The 22,926-nt window shown below is 39.2% G+C and carries 15 protein-coding genes; 3 read left to right on the top strand and 12 right to left on the bottom strand.

Going from position 1 to position 22,926, the window contains the following annotated elements; all coding sequences use genetic code 11:
• Positions 1-9: 9 nt before the first annotated feature.
• From K8P02_RS06995 to K8P02_RS06940, 12 genes are all read right to left on the bottom strand, one after another.
• The gene (locus K8P02_RS06995) at positions 10-1,893 is read right to left on the bottom strand and encodes a TonB-dependent receptor (RefSeq protein WP_002560109.1); all 1,884 of its coding nucleotides are present in this window, start codon (positions 1,891-1,893) and stop codon (positions 10-12) included.
• The gene (locus K8P02_RS06990) at positions 1,886-3,196 is read right to left on the bottom strand and encodes a glycoside hydrolase family 88/105 protein (RefSeq protein WP_002560108.1); all 1,311 of its coding nucleotides are present in this window, start codon (positions 3,194-3,196) and stop codon (positions 1,886-1,888) included. The genes K8P02_RS06995 and K8P02_RS06990 overlap by 8 nt, the downstream gene beginning before the upstream one ends.
• A gap of 11 nt (positions 3,197-3,207) precedes the next feature.
• Positions 3,208-4,359 carry an alginate lyase family protein gene (locus tag K8P02_RS06985; RefSeq protein ID WP_002560107.1) on the bottom strand — a complete coding sequence of 384 codons (1,152 nt, stop codon included), beginning with the start codon at positions 4,357-4,359 and terminating at the stop codon, positions 3,208-3,210.
• Between the two features lie 122 nt (positions 4,360-4,481).
• Positions 4,482-6,470: a glycoside hydrolase family 88 protein gene (locus K8P02_RS06980; RefSeq protein ID WP_223382178.1), complete on the bottom strand. Its 1,989-nt coding sequence runs from the start codon at positions 6,468-6,470 to the stop codon at positions 4,482-4,484.
• A gap of 702 nt (positions 6,471-7,172) precedes the next feature.
• Positions 7,173-8,642: an O-antigen ligase family protein gene (locus K8P02_RS06975; RefSeq protein WP_223382176.1), complete on the bottom strand. Its 1,470-nt coding sequence runs from the start codon at positions 8,640-8,642 to the stop codon at positions 7,173-7,175.
• Positions 8,643-9,247: 605 nt separating this feature from the next.
• Positions 9,248-9,874 carry an LA_2272 family surface repeat-containing protein gene (locus K8P02_RS06970; RefSeq protein ID WP_007485771.1) on the bottom strand — a complete coding sequence of 209 codons (627 nt, stop codon included), beginning with the start codon at positions 9,872-9,874 and terminating at the stop codon, positions 9,248-9,250.
• Positions 9,875-10,015: 141 nt separating this feature from the next.
• Complete coding sequence (locus tag K8P02_RS06965; RefSeq protein WP_223382174.1) at positions 10,016-10,501, bottom strand: hypothetical protein; 486 nt, start codon at positions 10,499-10,501, stop codon at positions 10,016-10,018.
• A 264-nt stretch (positions 10,502-10,765) separates the two neighbouring features.
• Complete coding sequence (locus K8P02_RS06960; protein ID WP_223382172.1) at positions 10,766-11,251, bottom strand: hypothetical protein; 486 nt, start codon at positions 11,249-11,251, stop codon at positions 10,766-10,768.
• 19 nt (positions 11,252-11,270) lie between these two features.
• Positions 11,271-12,221 carry a hypothetical protein gene (locus K8P02_RS06955; protein WP_223382170.1) on the bottom strand — a complete coding sequence of 317 codons (951 nt, stop codon included), beginning with the start codon at positions 12,219-12,221 and terminating at the stop codon, positions 11,271-11,273.
• A 198-nt stretch (positions 12,222-12,419) separates the two neighbouring features.
• Complete coding sequence (locus tag K8P02_RS06950; RefSeq protein ID WP_007485775.1) at positions 12,420-14,135, bottom strand: hypothetical protein; 1,716 nt, start codon at positions 14,133-14,135, stop codon at positions 12,420-12,422.
• A gap of 103 nt (positions 14,136-14,238) precedes the next feature.
• The gene (locus tag K8P02_RS06945; RefSeq protein ID WP_007485776.1) at positions 14,239-18,381 is read right to left on the bottom strand and encodes a hybrid sensor histidine kinase/response regulator transcription factor; all 4,143 of its coding nucleotides are present in this window, start codon (positions 18,379-18,381) and stop codon (positions 14,239-14,241) included.
• Between the two features lie 136 nt (positions 18,382-18,517).
• Positions 18,518-19,654: a glycoside hydrolase family 88/105 protein gene (locus K8P02_RS06940; protein ID WP_002560097.1), complete on the bottom strand. Its 1,137-nt coding sequence runs from the start codon at positions 19,652-19,654 to the stop codon at positions 18,518-18,520.
• Positions 19,655-19,825: 171 nt separating this feature from the next.
• Here K8P02_RS06940 and K8P02_RS06935 point away from each other — a divergent pair, with 171 nt between their 5' ends.
• The 3 genes from K8P02_RS06935 (at position 19,826) to K8P02_RS06925 (ending at position 22,916) form a co-directional block, all read left to right on the top strand.
• Positions 19,826-20,791: a hypothetical protein gene (locus K8P02_RS06935; protein WP_223382168.1), complete on the top strand. Its 966-nt coding sequence runs from the start codon at positions 19,826-19,828 to the stop codon at positions 20,789-20,791.
• Between the two features lie 467 nt (positions 20,792-21,258).
• Positions 21,259-22,524, top strand: a complete 1,266-nt coding sequence (locus K8P02_RS06930) for a site-specific integrase (RefSeq protein WP_025868235.1) — start codon at positions 21,259-21,261, stop codon at positions 22,522-22,524.
• Complete coding sequence (locus K8P02_RS06925) at positions 22,521-22,916, top strand: hypothetical protein (protein ID WP_025868234.1); 396 nt, start codon at positions 22,521-22,523, stop codon at positions 22,914-22,916. Before K8P02_RS06930 ends, K8P02_RS06925 begins: the two co-directional genes overlap by 4 nt.
• The last annotated feature ends 10 nt before the right edge of the window (positions 22,917-22,926 follow it).

Genomic DNA, 22,926 nt, shown 5'->3' with positions numbered 1-22,926 from the left:
TGTTTTATTTCAAATGTTTATACTGATTCCTCCGAATACGGTAGCTCCCGGCATAGGAAAGCCGGAATTAATCTCATAATTCTGTCCCAGGAGATTTTCTCCTTTCACAAAAATCTCCACTATTTTAATGGGGGAATAGGCGACACGAACGTTCCACAACAAGTAGTTTTCAGTGGTTGTACTACCCATAGCAGTATACAGACCATTGATATATTGTAATCCTGTAGCTACACTCCAATTACTCCGGGCATAGCGTCCACCCAGGTATAACTGATGTTCCGGAGCAGCCGGAACCGGATACTTCATATGCAAATAACTATAGTTCATATTCAACCCCAGATGACTGTTCAATTGACAGGCTGTAGCCAGTTCGATACCATAATTTTCCACCTTATTTATATTACGGTTCACAGGTGAACCGGTGCTTGTGTCCGTAAAGATAATATCTTTTCCATTTATATAAAATAGATTGAGGTCAAAATGCAAAGCATTATCCCAAAAATTCTGACCAACAGAAACTTCGTAATTCATTAAACTCTCCGGTTTCAGATTTGGATTTTGAGGTTTGAACATATACATTTCTCTAATCGTAGGATTACGGAAACCTTTACTTACAATGGCCTTTAGTACTGTGACAGGAGTAACAATATAGCTTATACCCACTTGAGGAATCAATTCCTTTCCCGACTTATCATTGTAATCCAGCCGAAGACCAGCGTTCAGTGTCAATCTCTCTGCCAGTATCTGACGAAAATTAATATATCCGGCTACATCATTTATATAAGTAGAAGATAATATATCACTGTTTTTACCACCTTCTGCCAAAGGAGTATTCCAGGCATGACCACCGTAACGGGCATAGTCAATCCCTACTGCTATATCATTGCCGGTGAAGAAAGAATAGGACTGATAAAGAGAAAGCCCCAACATATTATCGGTAGAGTGATACAGTTCTTTCTGGGGATTACTGCCTGCAGTATATCCGTCATTAATCTGATGATTTCCCCAGTTATAGAAAAACTTCAAAGCACCGGATGTACGGGCATACGAATTGGATAGTGCAAAAGAAGTCATGCCTCGGGTGATTTCTGCATCATTATCAATCATAGGAGCCGATACTAACCCGGGATTGGCCGCATTATAGTGAGTGACATTCACGTCTGCAAACACATTCCAATGAGAAGAAAATTCATACCCCAACTTCGCATATCCCCCATACTGGTCAAATTCAGAATTCTCACGATGTCCGTCTGTACGATTATAATTCAATGAAACAAAAGAACTGAAACCCTTTCGCCGAAAGGCGTTGTGAGCTTCAGCACTAAAAGTATTGTATGAACCATACATTGCACGACCATAGGTATGCACCCCATCTTGTTGCTGTTTTTTGGTAACGATATTGACAACACCTGCCATCGCATTGGAACCATAAAGTACAGAAGCCGGTCCGCGTACCACCTCTATTTTTTCAGCCATAGCCGATTCATAGGCATCGGGTAACGGATGCCCCATCATACCCATATACTGGGGATGTCCGTCAATCAAAACCAGCACCTGCGTATTAGGACTACCACCTATACCACGAATACTCATTCCACCGGCTGCACCATTAGCAACCCCATAGCCTATCACACCACGTCCGGTAACAAACATTCCGGGAACCTGTTCTGAGAGTGCAGTCAAAACAGAGTTGGTATAGCGTCCTTGTAACTCCTGTTTATCCAGCGAAGTAACAGTCATCGGCAAAAACTTCCGATTCACCTCTGTCATGGTCCCAGTCACTACTACTTCATTCAAACGAACGGTATCATTTACCACTTGGTCTACTTCACCGGCAACTCCCACAAAGGTAGTAGCCAGAAAAGAGATTGTCAATATCTGTTTTTTAATCATTATTTATCATTAATTTCTCCGATTCCATTATTACAGCCGCCCATAGCACTCCTGCTACGGCTTCCTTTGCATTGAGTATCTTGGGCACAGTTACATATTCTATGAAATTCTTCTTGATAACCACTCCATCACAGGCTCCTATCACATCGAGTAATCCCTGTTCGTTAACCTGTATAAAAGGACGCAGACTCTCATATCCCTTAGTGACAACAGGCATATATTCCTTTTGCTTCAGTAAACCCAGATTGATCCCCTTTCGAAGAGAGTAAACAAACATTGCAGTACCCGAAGGATCAATAAAATTCAATGGATTGTCACCCTTATCTACAACCATAAACCAACCACCGGTAGACTTATCCTGTACAGACTTCAATCCTCGACACATCTTTATATATATATCGAGTATTTTATTATAATCCGGATGAGTTTCCGGTAACACGGCAAGTAATTCGGGAACCACCAATGTGTACCACCCCATACCTTCGCTCCAAACTTCAGGCGACAAGCCTGTCTGTTTATCAGCCCAGGTAGCTTTTTCCGGTTCTGTGGTCCATGCATGTAGCACCAGTCCGTCTGGACGTTGAAGATGACGTGCAGCAGTAATAACATTACGGCAAGCCGTATTATAGCAATAATCAGTCTCTCCCACATATTGTCCGCAACGGATGAGGAACATCTGCATCATAAAAACACCATCAATCCACATATTCGGGCTCCGGTTTCCATGCCAGAATTGTCCGTCAGAACTGGGATAGTCATCCACAGCTTTTAATATCTGTAAAGCAGCTTTCTTATATTTTTCATTACCTGTGCGGGCATATAGTGTACAAAAAGCAGAGCCTGTCATGAAGTTATCAAGATTGGTCAGTCCCCCACCCTTATAGTTTCCATCATCATCTACAAAATAATCTATATATTTCCGGATATATTCAAGATAATCCGGATTACCGGTTAATTGTCCTAACCGATCCATTGCCTCAAACATATATCCCTGTACATACGTATAGTCTTTCCAATACGCCAACCGATAGTCAGGGTAACGTGCCATCACCGTTTCGGCAAGTGGTAATGCCAGATCCATGGGTGTTTGACCGGGAGTATAGCCCAACTTTGCATCAGGTACCCCTTGCGAAGTTGTTCGCCGGTAACGGGTAGTCGTTTCCTGAGTGACCATCATTGTTACTCCATTCTCTACAGTCGTACCAGTAGTACGTGTAGTAGTCACGCGATTGGTTTGCGCCATAATCGGCTGCAACAATATATTTCCTAAAAATAGCAGAACGAAAATAGTTTGTGTTTTCATATATAACATTTTTATAACCAGATAATAGGATTACGTATAGGTAAATTGCGTACCACCTCATTATTTGTCGGAAAGTGTTCCAGTTTGAGCCAGGTATCAAACATTGCCTCATCTTTCAACTGCGCAGAACCAAAAAGCAGAAACGGATGTGCAACAGGCCACTCTTCCCAACACATCACATCCGGTGCCAATGTCCATTTACTCTTATCCGCTACAAAAGGGTAAAGATAAGAAATACCTAACATAATATTTCGTCCGTCCGCAGTTGTATATTGCCAAAGATTATCGTCATTCGTCGATAAGATCTGACATATCATGGTCATTGCATCAAGATTGAAAAGCGAATAGGCATACGGCTTGGTACGCTCTTGTTCTAACGGAAAACTACCGTCCTCCGCCATTTGTCCGGGAAGCAATACTTCCTTGTATCGGTCCGAACAAAATTTCATCATCTTCTCATCTTCGGTATATTTGGCAAACATTGCTGCCTGCATTACCCAGCAAGTACCATGATTGTTCTTCGCCTTCATCTCATCCATGCCATACGGATGTGTTACCATCCAGTTCAGATAAGATGCAAACCATTCTTTAGTAGCCTTTGCATCTTCAGCAGGAAGTACTCCAGCCTGTTGAAGGCGTAAAAGTGATTGAGCCACTTCGATCAGATGAACCGTATCAATAATCCCAATTCCACGTCCGGTAGCAATCCCCTTAATAGCCTGTGCATACAACAGATTCGGATTCATTCGCGTCTCTTTGTTCACAAACCAGGCACGTATATGCTGAAGGACTGCGTCGGTATACTTCTTATCTTGTGTAATAAGATAGGCAGAAGTTAAATTGCCGGTAATCACACTAAAACGAACCATTGCATGCCGATGGGCTACGAAGTTATCCGGATTGGTTTCTCCGTCACGTCGAATATACGGTCCGTCGGGATTCAATGAATCAGGCCACCAATAATCTCCTTCAGAAAAGAAATCATGCGATCCACCCATACTACGCTCAGCAATAAAGGAAGTCACTGTTACTGGTTTCTCCGCCAGATTCTGTTCTGCACGTTTCAATATCTCCTGTCTTAATGTTTTCACTACCGGATCGGGGCCCGACGCCGCACATGAAAACAGAAAACAAGTTAAAAGCAAATAATAAAAGCATTTCATAAACTACTCAATTTGTTATAAGGTGTATAATAAAGGATCTCTTAGCAGTGCGCAAAAATAAAAGTTTAGTTTCTCTTCAGCTTTTAGAATTATCCCATAAGCTTAAACTATTATTCCATTTGTCAATGAAAACACCCTTTATCTGGAACATACACCGAAGAAAGCGTTTGTATAGAATCGTGCAGTCCAAATGTACAAAGAATATTTTTCTGTCTGTCCACAAGAAACATATGAGGGGCTTTATCCTTCACTCCATGTCCCTGCCAGTTAGTAAACAGCAACCCCACCCCTGGCAAGTATTGCATACCACTGAGAAATTTCAACGGGCTTCCTTTCAGATCTCTGTTCGACAATTCCCAGACCACTATCCCTGCTTTATCAAACTCCATAATGCGGGGATTCTTGTCCGCATCTGCCACCGCAACAAGTGTATTGCCATTGTCCAACCGGATAACAGAATGTGCTCCACCGGAAACTTCTACTTCCCAGCACGATTTGCCATTCTCATCATACTCCACTACCCGTTTACCACCATAATGTGCCACCAGGTAATGTCCGTTGTCCAACCTGCGGGCATTACGGATAAACGACTTCTTACCATCCGTTACACCCGGAGGTAGAATACATACTTCCTTTACAACTTCTCCTTTCGGATTCACCTCCAGCAAACGACCGGAATTACATTCACCTATAAATGTATCTCCGTTCTTCAATCTCTGGCAGGCAAAGATATGGCTTTTAGATGTATAATGAAAGACAGTATCTTTATTTTGGTTCACTTCAAGCACTCCCTGTCCGGTAGTGAAAAGTATATTTCCATTCTCCAGTATCCACAAATCATTGGAAAGCGGTGCATCGTGTTCCCAGACAATTCTCCCATTCTCAAAGATAAAAACCTTCCCTTGCGAATAATCCGTACAAGCAAATGTTTTGCAATATTCCAGATATGGATATTGATTACTGTTCTCTACAATCCAGGTTGCCCAGAGGAAAGAGGAAATCACTTCCTGCCCATTCATTTTCTTCGGACGGGTCACATAAGTCTGATAGTCTTTTTGAATGCCCAATCCATTGTTGGCATCCTGCAAATCAATCAATCCGTCTACAGAACTTATTTTTGCTTTAGAAAGCAATCCCATATATCCTTTTCCCACACAATTCTTGTATTCTCCGGCAGGAATAATACCCAATTCTATAGCACGTTGTAAAGCATACACAAACATCCCACTACCGGAAGTTTCCTGCCAATTACCGGGTTGATCACCTTTATCTACCACCTGATACCATAGTCCGGTGACCGGATCCTGGCAGTTCTTTAACCCCTGCATTAACTCTTGTGTGATAGAAACCAACTTCTTATATTGTGAATGAGTTTTTGGGAATATTTCCAAGGTCTCTACCATTATTAGTGCATACCAGCCAAGCCCTTCGCTCCATACCTCCGGTGCCATGCCCGTCACCGGATCCGCCCATCGGGCATCTTTATCCTCATCCCAGCCATGATAAAGCAAACCGGACTCTCCTTTTTTCAGATGCGTATACATCCCTATTAACTGACGGGAAGCTTCATTGAAGCAATAATCCGTATCGCCAATGTAGTGTCCATATTTTGTAAGGAACATCTGTCCCATAAAAACACCATCCACCCATATCTGCCCAACAGTCCCCCGTCCGTGCCAAAACACTCCGTCGGACGTTCGCGGATAGTCGTCATAACTCTTCCGAATTATATCGGCAGCCTTCCTGAACTTCTCTTCTTTTGTTTGCTGATAAGCCCAGACAACAACAGAACCAGCCATCATGTCGTCCATACTTCGTCCTTTGAAATAAACGAGGCTTCCATCCGGACGCACTACTTCATTGGCCCAGTTCATCATGTAATCATAATACTTTCTGTCTCCGGTAGAGCGCCACAACTTATCCAGTCCCATAAGGAAATAGCCTTGCGGGTAGCACCACGGTTTGAAAGGAATAGTCAGTGCCGAAGGATAACGCGTCATTACTGTATGAGCTATTTCTTTGGCCCAGGAAGAAGGTACTTTCCCGGGAACTTGTGCCGTTGCCTGTATAAAGGCAAAAGATACTAAAATGGTAATTAAAAAGCTTTTCATTCGTGTTTCTTTTAAAGTTAGCGCTAAGATAGATGCTTTGTCTTTACCGGACTTTCAGACTTGTATCAATGATTATAAATTCTATCTCAAAGGAAAATAAAAAGTAAAAAGAAGTAAGTTTGGATATTTACAGGATATTTAAGCACAATAATTTACAAACGATATACACAGAAGAAAATTCTCTGATTCATTCTGTAATAGAAAAATCCGTTTAATACTATAGGTAAAATATCAGCATCGATTCTCTATCAAAACAAAGTGTACATTCTTGTATCGCAAAAGTGTACATTCTTGCTATACATCTCTGTACACTCTTGTATGATAAGATTGCACACTTTCATAAACACTGATTATCAAATACTTATCAACAACTATTTCCTCAACCCAATACTCGTCTGGTCTCAAACAATATCGAATTAATTAATCCCGGGAGAGACGTACAGAAAGTATCTTGCTACTTCCGTGCAACAAAAACATATTACAAAAACAAACTCTGATAAAACTATAAAAATCACACTTTTAACCTTTTGTATATTTACATTATAAAAGTACGTACTTTATTAGTACAAACTATGCATTTTAAGTATGTCTTAAATAGGTAATTAACAAACATTTAAATACGTACTTTTATAAGTAAGAAAATCCAGCTTTAAACAAATACAATTATTTCTTTAGATATTTATAAATTCACATTGAAACTCTCTACTTTCCCAGATATTTTCGCACATAGTGTTTTACTTCCATTGCAACAGACCCTTCCATCTTATATTCACCTATAAGAATCTTCTCACCCAACTCTTTTGCTTTTTCATCATTCCCGGTTTCTACATAAAACCGAAAAAGATAATAATGTGGAAGTATATGTCCCGGAACCATATATATAGCCGTTGATATCACTTTTTCCGCTTCCGTATATCTTTCCAGATACATAAGGCAATTTCCTAAATCAATATAAAGATCGGGACTTGGTAGCAATTCAGCCCCCCGTTGTAAAAAGGGTAAGGCCTCTGTGTATTGCCCATTCTTATATAAATAATGGGCATTATTTAAAATATAACTTCTATTATATTGTTTGGCAAAAACATATCCGGACAGAACCCTCTGATACCGCCAACATGCCCAGACAGCCATCAAACATGCAAAGGAAATCATACCGATTAGAAGAAAATTCCTGTATCTACATGCACAACCTTTTATTTTCTTCTTTCCACTTCCGGATGTAACTCCCAAAAGAAATGCAACCATTATCAATAAAGAAGAAACTTCCCCTACATAAGAAAAACAGGAAAAAACACATAAATACAAAAGCATAGCACGAATATAACAGTCAGACCGGGAAGTAAACAGAGTAACAAAAAGTACAAGAAAAATTAACAGTCCGATGATACCATATTCACAACAGATACGCAAAGGCTCATTAAAAGCATGAATGTTGGATGTAGCACGATTCGTATGTTCTGAATTTGGGTTTTCCTTAAAATAAGAAGCTTGCGCCAACATATATCCGGCAGGAAAAGAATCGGCTCCTTTTCCTGTTAATGGAGCTTCATTTATCAATTCACTACTAACCCTCCAAATAAAAAGACGACCGTCTGCCGAATCTTTCTTCAAATTATAAAGAGGAACAGCTAACAACGTAATGACCAACAAGAAGTATAAAAAAAATTGAAAACGTATTTTCCTTCTTTTGCAGAAATAATAGAAACCTATAAAAGACAGAAATAAAGCCACCCAAGATGCGCGAGATTGTATAATTATAAATAACATTGTAACAGGTAATGCAACTAAAAGTAAACCTCCAAATAATGACCATCGTTTTTGGTTATAAACAGCCTTCATTAAAAAGAAAAAAGCCCATATTGCAAGCCCGGTATATGCCCCTAAATGTGCAGGATTAAAGAAACTACCTGTTACTGAAAAATAAAGATGATTGGAAGGCAGCCATTCTATATATTGCAACCAACCATATATAGATTGTATAAAACCACCCAAAGCAATTACTATATATATCCATATACGTTGCGAGGATGGTCCGTAAATACGTCCACTGATATAAAAAACACCGGCAACAATCCACAAAACAATATTTTCATCCGAAACTCTTCGTTCATTCCAAAGAAAAGTAGTCATAAGTATCCATCCTCCAAATAGTAAGACAAGTATATCTGTCATGCTCAACGGTATCCACTCGGATCGGTTTATACTCAAAGTTGCACACAATAGAATGAAGCAGCCCCCCAATAACATTATATAATGATTTTCTTCTATCAGGTGTCTGAAAGAGGTAAAAAAAGGTAAAAGCAAAAAAATAATGCCTGCCAGTAGCCACTTTATATCTACAAATTTGATAACCATTCTCTGTGATCTAAAATGAAACAATTAATTATCAAAATAGCATATTACATATTCTTCAACAGAAGGACATAGCATTAATGTGCTCCACAAAATAATCCAAAAAATACGCCAAATATACCATAGCTTCCAGGTTGAGTCTCTAAACCATACAAAAAACGATAGGTTTATTGCAAAAAAAATAAAAGAGAATCCAGGATAGAAATATAAGTGAGAAACTTTTGAAACTTCTCTTACATGAGCATGAAATCCTAACAACAAGAAGAAAAACACTTGTGATAAAACGGTATTGTAATTTATACTCTTTATAACTTCTCGTAAATAATTATTCATCATCGAAACAAATTTAAATTAACCATCAAAACAAGATAATGCCTCCTTCTATAAATTATCTTTCGGATCTTTCAAATAAGGCCTTTCGAATTCTACATAGATAATAAATTCGACAACCATTCCCAACAATCTAAAGTGAACCGATTAATGTTAATCAAACCAATCTGAAATGTATACGTTTCTGAGTAGTTAAATAAGCCGATCTGTATTCCTTTAAACTCTCCCGAAGTAACATTGACCGGTGCTATCATTCCACCAGCTCCGTCACCTGCAGAATTAATCAAACCGGAAAACTGTATTCCACGCAATGTTTCAGCCAAATTGAACATTCCCGATACTTGTGTTCCATAAACTTCTCCAAGACTATTCATGATCCCGGCTATCTGTATCCCATGCAATACACCTGCCGTGAAATTTATTCCTCCGGAAAGAAACAAACCATCATAATCATGCGCGGTATGATTTAAAATGTATAACCCGGAAACAGCTACTCCTTTTGCCTCATACACCATACTACCCAACACATTGACAGCCAATCCATTCAAACAATTCATATCCGAAGAAAAACCAAGGTTTAAATAACAGGTTTGTTTGGTTTCCATAGGAAAAGTACATACATCAGAATTCAGGGAAAGATTAATTCCTATATGCTCATTCCGGGAAATAAGCATAAATAGGCTTAACACAATAGCAACAGTTAATATAAATATCTTTTTCATTTTAACAAATCTAAATTAGCCATCAAAACAAGATAATACCTCCTTATATAATTGGCTGATACATCAAAACCTTTCGTTTATAACAAGATAATGAAAGAATATCTGAAGCGCTTTTAAATGCGCTTCAGATAAAAAACAGACCTAATAACGATCTACTTCTTTCCAACTACGAGGATCGTTTTCTACCAAACGAATTTCCAAATCTTTTATCACTTGATCTTTAAATAGGGAACGATAAAGATTAGGCATCCCTTTTTTTATCATAAATCGAGTATCCTCCGGACCTTTCAAATAAGGTCTTTCAAACTCTACATAAATAAAATACAAGGGACGTTTATCTCTCCAATAATAATAATCTTCCATAACATAAGTCATACTTGCGCCCCAAAATTTAGATTTATCAGGGATACGACCATCAAAGGGGCATTTCAAATAAATGTCAAGCTCAAATTCATTAGTAAATTTGGAGAAAGGCTGATTGATATACCGATCTTTATGGGTGATAAAATTCACCTCCATGTACTTCAAAGTGTCATTATTACACTCTTTCAAAGAAACATAACCAGATTGAGAAAAAGATTCTACTACTATCGTAGTAAAAAACAGGATTAAAAATATTTTTTTCATAATATTACTTACAGTTTATTGGTACAATTTTTTCATTTCTAACAATAGTAGAATACACATCAAAATTTGTTGATGTATTCTCTTTTTTAAGTATTTCAATAGTTATATTTCTTTTTCATTTTAACAAATCTAAATTAGCCATCAAAACAAGATAATACCTCCTTATATATAATTGGTTGATACATCAAAACCTTTCGTTTATAACAAGATAATGAAAGAATATCTGAAGCGCTTTTAAATGCGCTTCAGATAAAAAAAACAGACCTAATAACGATCTACTTCTTTCCAACTACGAGGATCGTTTTCTACCAAACGAATTTCCAGATCTTTTACCACCTGATCTTCAAATAAGGAACGATAAAGATTAGGTATTGACTTCATAATAGAATAATGAATATCTTTCCCATTTTTCAAATAAGGTCTTTCAAATTCTATATAAATAAAATAAAGAGGACGTTTGTCCCTCCAGTAGTAATAATCTTCCATAACATAAGTCATGCTTGCCCCCCAATATTTAGATTTATCAGGGAGGCGACCATTAAAGGGGCTTTGCAAATAAATGTCAAGCTCAAATTCATTAGTAAATTTGGAGAAAGGCTGATTGATATACCGATCTTTATGGGTGATAAAATTCACCTCCATGTACTTCAAAGTGTCATTATTACACTCTTTCAAAGAAACATAACCAGATTGAGAAAAAGATTCTACTACTATCGTAGTAAAAAACAGGATTAAAAATAATTGCTTCATATTCTACTTCTATCAATGATTAAAACAAGATAATACCCCCTTCTATAATCGGTTGATGGGAATGGGTTTTGTTTCTGCCATAATGACGGATTACCTCATACCCACCGGACAAGAACAAAGACAGTTTGCTCCTAATTTTACACTCCAAATTTAAACGTGCCTGCAAAGCATACAGACTTCCCGGAAGGGATTCATTACGATTCTTCCCGGTCATCAAATGTTGATACCCTATATCACCACTTATGTCTAAGAGTTTGGTAATTGGTAGCCAAAGACCGCTACGATAGGATAAATTCCAGGAAAACTTATCATTCAAATGGAAAGAATAGGCACCTACGCCAACCATATTATAAAACAACTTCCCACGGAAACGAACACTCACATTCATCAAGGAACTATTCCCACCGAAAATCATCGGTTGTATCTTTGTAGAACGATTGAGATTGATGAGACCTAACTGGAAAATATTGACCTCCTTACCCAACCAACAATTTACCAAACCAATTTGTACCCCTTTGCAATCACCACAAATATTGAATGGAGCTATTTGTACGCCCTTTAAATAACCTGAAATACCTACTATACCACTTACTTGCAAACCATTCATTTCGTCCGTACTATTAACTATACCAGAAATCTGTATACCATTCGTTCCCTCTGTGGCCATATTTATCATACCGGCAATACAAAGACCGTTGTAATAACCTTCATAATGATTTAAATGCCCTATTCCGGCAATAGATATTCCTTTTATCGTATCTGCCCGTAAAGTGAACAGATTCGCACCCAACCCGCATAATAGATGGGTACTGGAACTTAAGCCAATATTCAAATAGGTAATTTGATTTTCAGAAAAAGATTGTGTACATACTTTCGATGTTAGAGACAGATTAACACCTGCAAATTTATTCTGAGAGAACAAACATAACAGATAGTTCAATAAGACAAATAGAATAAAAAGTTTCTTCATACGCATTGTTTATAATATTAATATGAATCAGTAATTGAATATCAACTACTGATTCACATAAGTAGTAATACAATATTTGTTAATAATAATCACATCACTATCATTTATAGTATAGGATTATTGCTTCTCAGAAAACGAATTGAGGTATTATGTGATATAAAATATTAACATTTTAGTTAATTCAGATAAGATACTCATCTAATTAAACACATCTGGATATTTATCTATATCTGAAATAGCGATATAGTCATTAATTGACTTATTATAAAGATCATACGCCTGAGGCAACAAATGAGCATCCGCAGGAGGAAAAAAGAGTTTTCCATATAGACAGGTGGTTGTATCTGCTCCATATACCTCTAATTCTGACAGTTCCATTTTAGCATTTCCATTGTGCTTGATACGTAGATAACGGCGAGGTATGGAAACACCCGAAGCATATACAGAATCATACTGTGTATTGGCATCGTGGGTAATGGTACATAATGTATCTACTTTCCGAAAATCCTTATAATCTGATGATTCTATGGTAGCCCCTATGATATGACGGCTGTAATTGGCAAAACGGTGAAAAAGAGGGTATTTCCGATGTAGAGTTAATGATGTTCGTTCTGTCCCGGAAGGAGAAATAAAGTGAACAGTACCATCTAAACGAACATGAAAAGGAAGAGAAGCGGGTTGTAATTCGTCATCTTGAAAATACCCTGCTATAAACATGGTTTCGGGACCAACATCTGTAAATGTTACTTTAAGTCCATCCCGCTTACCGTAATGTACCGGTATCCAATGTGAGTTGTTGAATACACAAAGATAGGCATATTCCTGATTATCATCCGGTTCGTAATCCAATGAAATAGTAATATCATGGCAAGTCATATACTCGGAAGTGACATCCTGTAAAAAGCGGTTTTCAAAAAAGATGGGGATAGATTCGTCACCGGTATGATCTATCAACGCCCGTGCATTACGTTGATAAGTATGACGATACACTTTATTCATCTTATAATCCTGATTCAGACCACGAGGACGTGATTCAAATCCGGTGAAAGGATAATGTAAACCTGTGAAATGGTACACAGCATTCCAACAGTGCTTTCCCCCACGGGAGGACCACTGTTCAATAGACTCCATTGAAACGGGAATACCTAAAGAACGCATCACTAATACAGTAACAGGAACAAATTCCGGACAGCCTAAAGAGAAAATATCTTTCCCTCCGATCAATGGATGAGAAAAACGAACGGAATCTTTCCGGGCAAGCCCCATCTCTTCTATCATTTTACTATTGACATACAGACATGCCTGATAGGGAGACTCATTAATCTCGTCTATCCCTGCAAAACGTCCGGGCATATCGCCATACATACCTTTCAGAGAATCACGCCAATTAGTAATGGGTTCGTTGCCTACACGATAAGGAAGCAGATATTCACAAAAATCATCAAAATCAAGATGATGTGCCCAGGGATATTGCCAGGTTTCAAAAGCACAATCGATGTTGTGTATAAGATAAGAGGCGGTGATACACTCCACGTCTTCTATACGGCGTGCACCACTCACTTTATGAATGGACTGATAAGGATAGAGATGAAAAATCTGCCGGATATGCCAGGGAAGCCTACACATGGCAGCCGAACGGTTTACACTATCCCGATATTCATCTAACGATGTACCATAATAAGAATAATGCCCGGGCATGTTTTCAATAAGGAAGACAGCGGCCCGTAATTTTAAGCTATCGGCATCTTTCTGTGAATAATGCATCAACACCTTTTCCAATTCAGAACGGTTATCACCACTTTTCTCTAATGCCTGCTCTAACAAAGAAGAAGGTGGTGGCAAATGAGAATGGCAGGCCAGCAAAGCAATAAATAGTATGACCCAAAAAGGAATTAAAACAAGTGTGTTTCTCATAGCTTGTGTATTTTTGACAAAGCTATGAGAATTTACACAACTGCATTATAAATATTGTATCAGTTTTTTAAAATAATCAATCAACATTCCTGTAATAACAAGTTTATTCTGCACTCAGATCATCGTTTAGTGGTATCTTACCACCTTCACGATGTTTCATCACAAATTCCGAAGGTGAATACCCATACACAAGCTTAAAGCTGTTTGAAAAATAAGCATGACTATTAAAACCGGTAAGTACGGAAATCTCCGACACGGTATAGTCTGACTCTACCAATAGTTTAGCGGCAACTTCCAACCGTTTGTTTCGGATCAATTCGGTTGGAGACAGCTCTGTTATGGCCTTTAGTTTTCTATACAGATTGGCACGGCTTAACCCAATCTCTTTGCTCAGCAGGTCTATATTCAGATTAGGATTGGCAATGTTTTTCTCTATAATCTCAAAGAACTTTTGTGTGAAACGATCATCGGTAGAAACGATCTCGATACCCAATGCTTCGGGAGAGAATTTTTTACCATAGAGTTTCTTTAGTTTCTCACGTGCTTCAAGCAGGTTATTGATGCGACAGAGCAAAACATCCATGTTAAATGGTTTGACAATATAATCATCAGCACCTACGGAGAAACCTTCTTTTATATGTACAACCATCGATTTGGCAGTCATCAGCACAACCGGTATATGGCCTACACGCAGGTCTTTCTTCACCAGCGTACAAAGTTCAAGACCGTCCATACGAGGCATCATAATATCACTGAGAATAAGATCGGGATATTTCTCTACGCAGATATTAAAGGCATCTTCGCCATTGTCTGCCTCGAGCACATAATAATAAGGTTCGAGACACTCCTTTACATAATTACGTACTTCATTGTTGTCTTCCGCCAGCAGAACAGTCCATTTCTTTTCGGCATTCATAAGAGGAAGTTTCGCTGTAGGCGGAATTACATCTTCCACAATACGCTCTTCTTCCTCCGCCGCAAAGCAAGACTCATCGTACACCCCTTTACTGACCGGAATGATCACTTCGAATATAGTTCCGTGGGGTTCATTGGAGGCTACTTCAATGATACCATGATGCAGGTTGACAATAGATTGGGTCAGACTAAGCCCAATGCCTGTACCCACATTATTTTCCTGACTCACCCCTACCTGATAGAAAGGAGTGAATATGTTCTTTATCTCATCCGTAGGAATTCCTTTACCTGTATCTGTCACCAACAGGCGTATCATGTTCGTATCGGCAGGAAGCTCTCCCAACTTTTCTTGCTGCCGGGATGGCAGTTCGCTATAGGAGATTGCCCTCAGATCGAGTGAGACCTCTCCTCCGCTATTCGTAAACTTAAAGGCATTGGAAAGCAGATTGAAAACAACCTTCTCAAACAGAGATTTATCGAACCATACACTCAGGCGCTCTTCGTTCCTGTCGAACACAAAGTTGATATTCTTATTCATAGCTATCTGATTGAAAGCACAACAAATCTCCAGCATAAAAGAGCGGATATTGCTCTTTGTGAGCCGAAGCTGCATCTTTCCATCCTGATTCTTCCGAAGATCCATAAGCTGATTGACTAACAGTAACAGCCGTTGTGCATTACTAAATATCAGACTGAGTTTATTCTTCACGCCTGCACTGAAATCTGCCATCTGCATGAGTTCCTGCAAAGGTGCGATAACCAGCGTCAACGGAGTTCGTAACTCGTGAGAGAAGTTGGTAAACAGGCGTAGCTTGGTCTGATGAAACTCTTCAAGTTGAAACTTCTCTTTCTGCTTGAACACCAATTCACGTTCCAGTTTCTGCTTATTGAGGATGTAATACATGATAATTGTAAGCATAGACAAAAAGACAACGACATAGAACAGATACGCATACCAGGTCTTCCACAAGGGAGGAGTGATGATGATACGAAGTTTCTTTACCTGCTCATTCCATATCCCGTCATTATTGGCTCCTTTCACTTCAAAGATATAGGTTCCCGGACTCAGATTGGTATAATAGGCTTCTTTACGATTGCCGATATAATTCCATTCCTTATCATGACCTTCAAGGAAAATAGCATATTGATTCTGTTCCGGAAAAATGTAATTGAGTGCACAGTAACTAATGGATATATTATTCTGATTGTATTTCAACCTGATTTCTTCGGTATCATCAAGAATAGAGGTAAGTATAGTACTTGCTCCAGGTTCCACCTCTTCATTATTAACCACCAATCCGGTAAGAACAAGTGGCGGAATGTAAGAGTTCTGCTGCAATTCATCGGGGGTAAAGGTTACAAAACCATTGTTTCCGCTAAAACAAATATCTCCGTTGGGAAGCATGGCACCACTATGAGGGGTAAACTCCTGTATGGCAACTCCATTGAAAATATTATAGTTAGCGCACTCTTTCGTCTTGATATTATAGCGTGAAATACCGTTGCTGGTACTGATCCAGAGATTGTGCTTTTCATCGGGAACAATGGCACAAACATCATTCTCAGCCAATCCCGATTCCTGTGTAACGATGCTGATAATCCCTTTTTCTTCGTCATAAAGGGCAAGCCCCCCTCCGAACATGCCAATCCATATATTTCCGGAAGCATCACGGACAATACTGGTGATGTAGTTATTCTGCAAACGCCGGTTTTCAGGCTCCTCATCCATACTGTAATAAGTCATTTCATGTCTCCACTCATCGTATTTCACCAATCCGTCATTACGGGTTCCTACAAGCAATACCCCGGGTCTCAACTCCATCATGCAACGCACACTCCTCACTCTTTGCGGAGGAAGAGTATCATTGGCCAACTTAAAACTATTCTGTACACTCTTGTCTTTTCCAAGTTTAATCAATCCCACATCCGGACTGGCAGCTCCCAACCAGAGATCACCATTCGATGCTCTCAGTATGGAATAAATAGACATGGCTTCCTTAAACTGATAATAAAGCGAGTATTTCTTTGTGCGGATATTAAACTGATAAATACCACCGCGATTGGTTCCGCACCACAGAATATCACCTTCCAACATCAGCCCTTTTACAATATTCTGGCTATGTTGCAACTGAACGGAATCTTTGATAGGATAATACTGATACCTACGAGTAGGCAGATTATAATCGAGTATCCCCCGCCCTTCTGTCGCCATATACAGACAGCCCGTAGGCATACAAACCATTGTACCATAAATGCCGAACATGGCATCAAAGACAGTTGTAGGATCATGAAAAACAAAGCGATTGTTGTACTTACTACTATAATTGATACCTCCGGCATAAGTACCTACCCATACAATATTACTTCTGTCCACAAAAAGCGAATAAATAGAGAAATGGCTGAGATTGCCTTGTTCCAAAGAGGCGTTGGAGTGTAACAGTTTGGAATTGTTGTGCAGGTCAATTGTATAAAGTCCGTCGAACGTACCTACAAGTAGTGTACCCTCCACTTCGGCAATACAACGGATACTATTGTTGGAAAGTGCACTGTTATCTTTGGTATAAGTAATAATCGTTTCACGGTCTATATCAAGCTTGAATAGTCCGTTGTAAGTAGCTCCGCCCCAAATCTGTCCTTTAGAATCTTCAAAAATAGTAGCAACATTATTACTGGGCAAAATACCCAACTTATCTTTACTATTGGCCGTAAAATGCTTTAATGGTTTCATATTCATATCACAGACATAAAGCCCTTTGTTCTTGGTACCGATCAGCATTTGTCCCTTAGTAGTTTCATAAATATCGGCTATCAGTTCTTTCTTAATCTGTCCGTTCAGTTCAATCACCTGAAACATATCCATATCATTAATATACAGAAACATCCCTTCGGCCGTACCTACCCACAAACGATTACGGGAGTCGACCAGCAAAGCACGAATAGAGCTGTTGTAAAGTAACGGATAAGCTTTGGTATTGAAAGATTTTATTTTATTGGTTTTCAAATCAAGGCGGTTAAGGCCTTTACTTGTTCCGATCCATAGATTACCGAATTTATCTTCGGCCAAAGTAGTGATATGATTATCGCTCAAACTAAGCGAATCGGTATTACTATGCTTGTACGCCACAAAACGGTTACCATCATATCGATTCAGTCCATTACGGGTAGCACACCATATGAACCCTTTAGAATCTTGCATGATCTTCAGAACAGAAATTTGGGAAAGACCATCCTTCAGATTCAAATTAGAAAAATAGAAATTCTCAGCCTCTTTGGCAAACAGCACCGGCAAAGTGAGAAAACAAACTAAAAACAACAATAATCGTTTCTTCATTAGAATAGTAATGTGTAATTCATAATATCATTTTCTACGCAAAGATATAATATGTTGCTTATGACGCAATAGATAACACAAAAAAAAGCAAAGCCTCTCTCTTTTACAAAAGAAAGGCTGTACAATCTTAAAAAAATCATTTCCCAAGCAAAGCAACTGCACACCACAACAAAGGAGCATGTGCATGCAAATCACCCGTAATTTGTTTACGGTTCATGTAATGATTCTTATCATTCTTTATATTCGTCCCCTCACAAACATTGGTTATTTCGTCATTTTCATTGATATAGGTCACCAATGCAAGCCAGCCTTTACGGGCAGCAGTACCATACTCTTTTTTATCAAGCCAACCATGTTTCACTCCTACAATCATGGCATAGGTAAACATTGCCGTACCGGAGGTCTCTTTATAGGAAGCCGGTTCGTCAATAAGCTGATGCCACATACCATCCGGATCCTGGTTTTGTTTGAGTGTGTTCATCATCTTCTTATAAGCCTCCATTATAGTAGTACGGTCCGAATTATCTTTCGGAAGAATAGATAGTAACTGGGCCATACCGGCAGCCATCCAACCATTGCCACGTGCCCAGAAAAAGGGAGCTTCGGGAGAGTGATAAAACAGTCCGTTGGGACGCTGAATCTTTTTGAGGTACATCGCCATCTCACGGGCAGCACGGTCAATGTATTTCCGGTCACCTGTGGCGCGGTAGGCCTGCGACTGAATAGTAGTAATCATAAACATATCATCAATCCAGATGCGTGTCTGCCAGGAATAACCCTTATCAGCATACGCCTTCTGTTCGGGAGTAGCATCAACAGGAGCTTCCCACTGTGTATCGGCATATCGCATACCAAGATCATAATAGCGCTGATCACCTTTTTTCTGTATATAAAGTTCAAGTGGAACTGCTCCTACCACATTATGATCTACATGATTCATACGGGGAAGCATCTTCTGCTCTGTGGAGAAAAGAGGTTCAAAACGATCTTTAAGTTTATCAAGTAAAGGTTCGTTTTTGGTAACTTTACCAAACCAAAGAGCACCCAACCACGCACAAGCGTCGGGATACGTGATATAATTAGGAGCTTTCTCCGCCCTCGGATTTCCGAAACGGGTATGCGGGGTGACAATAAACTTATTAGCGATCCGATTACCTACTTCAAGAGGAGTAGAACCTTTTGGAAATTTAGTGAGATTATACTCTTGTGCTTGTAAAGAAGAAAACATCAGGCAAGCGCCTGCGAAAAAAGAAAGAATTTGTTTGTATTTCATAATATAAGTATTTTGTATTATTGTGACAAATGTAAGGGATAATCCTTCAAAAGGCTTGAACTATTGTATCAATCGTTATCAATATTATCCCGAAGCGTATCAGTCCGAAATAACGGAAAGAATTAAGAGATATATTTGCATCATTAATTTATCTTATATGAATAGAATATTATGAAGAAACAATCACTTATCTATCCGTTTGCAGCAGTGTGTATGTACCTTGCTCCCAATCTGCCTTGCTATGCCGGAGAGGTTTTCAGAAACTCCGTTCCGGAAAAGGATTCCATCGCATATACTTTGCAAGGAAATATGCAGGCCGACGAGAGTCTTGTTGGCAAAGATTACAATGCCATCCACCAATATATGCGCCGGTTGGGATGGGATTATAGTGAACATCCCAACTCATCGCTCAAAGACCATCACACAGGAGTACATGCCGAAGTGGTATATGATGATGTATTGAAACAATATGTTTTCAAATTCACCAACCACGCAGGAGAGTTCCTTGACGGTGACCGCGGATCACTGAAAGACCGCCAGCGTAATGAAATGAAAAGCCAGACTTCGCCCGCATGGCAAAAACTAAACGGTAACTGGGATGAATGGCAACAGCTAAAATGGAAATTCAAAATACCCAAAGGATTCCGTCCTTCCACTTCATTCTGCCATATCCACCAGCTCAAAGCTCAGGAGGGCAATAACGGTGCACCGCTTATCACCATCACACCACGTTGTGATGCGGACGGCACTAACCGACGAATGCAAGTCATTCACACAGGTGATACAAGAGCAAGTACTAAAGGAGTCCTTATCGACAATATTCCTCTTAAAGAGTTTGAAGATGAATGGGTACAGGTGGAAACTGAAATGCACTATACAGACCACGGTTCCTTTCGCATAAGGATTACCCGTATCAGTGACGGAAAAATACTGATGAATCAATGTTTTGACGATATAGATCTTTGGCGTAGCGGAGCAACCAATATCCGCAATAAGTTTGGTATCTACCGTAGCCTGGGAGGCAGAATGGAAAATCTTGATGACCGGCCTAAAAATGGTATCAAAGACGAACATCTCTATTTAGGTGACTTTCAGGTATACGAACGTTTACCACACGAAGAGAAACATAAAAAGTAAAAACAAGAAGAAAAGAATGATCGTAAATCCACCACTTTTCAGAAACAAAAAGACAGTAATACAAAAGATTGACTAACGAACCTTTCTATTAAAAACACTCTTCTGAGAAAACTTTACAAGGAAAATCCACATAAATATTCATCTAAACAAACGTTTCCGGTAAGAAATGCATGTTTCTTACCGGAAACGTTTGTTTTTTCTTAGTGAAACAAAGTATTTTTTAAAGATGCGCAAAGATAACGCAACCATGCTAAAAATCAAATAGTTATAAAACATGTTTTTTAGCGGAATTGAAAAAAGAAGCAAAGGAAAGCACATTTGGAAGCGAGTTACGTTACTAAATCGTAACTCGTTCCAAATAGCACCATTAAACAGTGTAATAGATTAAATTTCAGTTAGTTGCCTACTTTTGCATAACACCAAATAACTCAACAGTAATTAAATTTGTAACTAAAAAAAGTTGAGTTATGAGAAGCACCTTTAAAGTGTTATTTTACACAAAGAACCAGTCTGTAAAAAATGGTAAGGCACCCATTATGGGTCGTATCACCATTAACGGAACCCAAGCAGGTTTCAGTTGTAAGAAAGAAGTGTCCCTTAATTTATGGGACGTTAAAGCTAACCGGGCAAAAGGTAAATCCGAAGAAGCCCGCACACTCAATCAGGAGCTTGATAATATCAAGGCGCAAATAACCAAACACTATCAGTATATTTGCGACCATGACAGTTTTGTCACAGCCAAGAAGGTTTATAACCGTTATGTCGGTTTCGGTGAAGAGTGCCACACGCTTATGGCACTTTTCAAGGAACAGCTTGCATCGTATAAAGAAAAGATAGGTAAAGGAAAGGCGGAAAGCACCTACCGTGGACTTGTTGCTGATTATAAAAGTCTTTTGCTTTTCATGAAAAGCAAAAAGAACATTGAAGATATAGCTATTGATGAACTCGAAAAAACGTTCATTGAAGACTACTATACATGGATGCTCGGGACGGCAGGGAATGCAAATGCCACAGCCTTCAATCGGGTCAACACCTTAAAATGGTTATTGTACATCGCCCAGGAAAGAGGCTGGATAAGAGTCCATCCGTTTGTATCCTTCGAATGTGTACCCGAATATAAAAAACGTTCTTTCCTTTCCGAAGAGGAATTGCAGAAAATGATTCATTTAGAGCTGAACCATAAACGTCAACGGGCCAATCGGGATATGTTTCTTTTCATGTGTTTTACAGGTCTCGCTTTCATTGATCTGTACAACTTGAAGGAAGAGAACATCAAGGAATTTTTCGATGAAGGTGAATGGATTGTTATCCATCGACAGAAGACAGGAACGGAAGCCAACATCAAGTTGCTTGATTATCCCAAGCAGATTATGGAAAAATACCGTGGATTGTGTGAAGACGGTAGGGTATTTCCAGTACCCAACTACAAAAGTTGTATGGATTCGCTCAAAAGACTGGGCAAGAAATGCGGCATCACCAAGCCGCTGTCCTGGCACATGAGCCGTCATTCGTTCGCAACCTCGGTTTGCCTCTCCAACGGAGTCCCAATAGAAACCGTGAGTTCAATGCTTGGTCACAAGAACATAAAGACAACCCAGGTGTATGCCAAGATTACCAAGGAGAAATTGAGCAAAGACGTGGAAAAGTTGTCTCAGCAAATTAATAACATTGAGGAATTCACGTTTGGAAATGTTTGCAACGATAATACTAACACTATAAATGGCAGAGTATGAAACGACAATTGATAACAATACAAGAAGATATGGTCATCTACGCCCCACATCATGGTGAGGTGTGGATGACAGTTTGGGAGATTGCCGAACTGTTGAATGTAACAGGGACAGCAGTGAAGAATACCATCAAGCGCATTTGGAAACAAAGTGTGCTGAAAGATTTCCAGCATTCTCAATACATCAAACTTGAAAATGGATATTCTGCGCATGTCTATGATATGGAAGTGATTATCGCCATAGCACTTCAAATGGATACATACCAAGCCTTGTTGTTCAGACAATGGTTTATCAGTAAGGTTGTGAACCGCAAGGATTGCCAAGCAGAGCAAGTAAAACACGAGTATCCGATGATTATTGTGATGAACGGAACGATGCCAAGAGGTGCAAGTTAGAATCTCTCAT

The sequence above is a fragment of the Bacteroides nordii genome, assembly GCF_019930665.1.
GTDB lineage: Bacteria > Bacteroidota > Bacteroidia > Bacteroidales > Bacteroidaceae > Bacteroides > Bacteroides nordii.
Note: the sequence above shows the minus strand (reverse complement) of the source record. Positions and strands in the feature narration are given on the sequence as shown.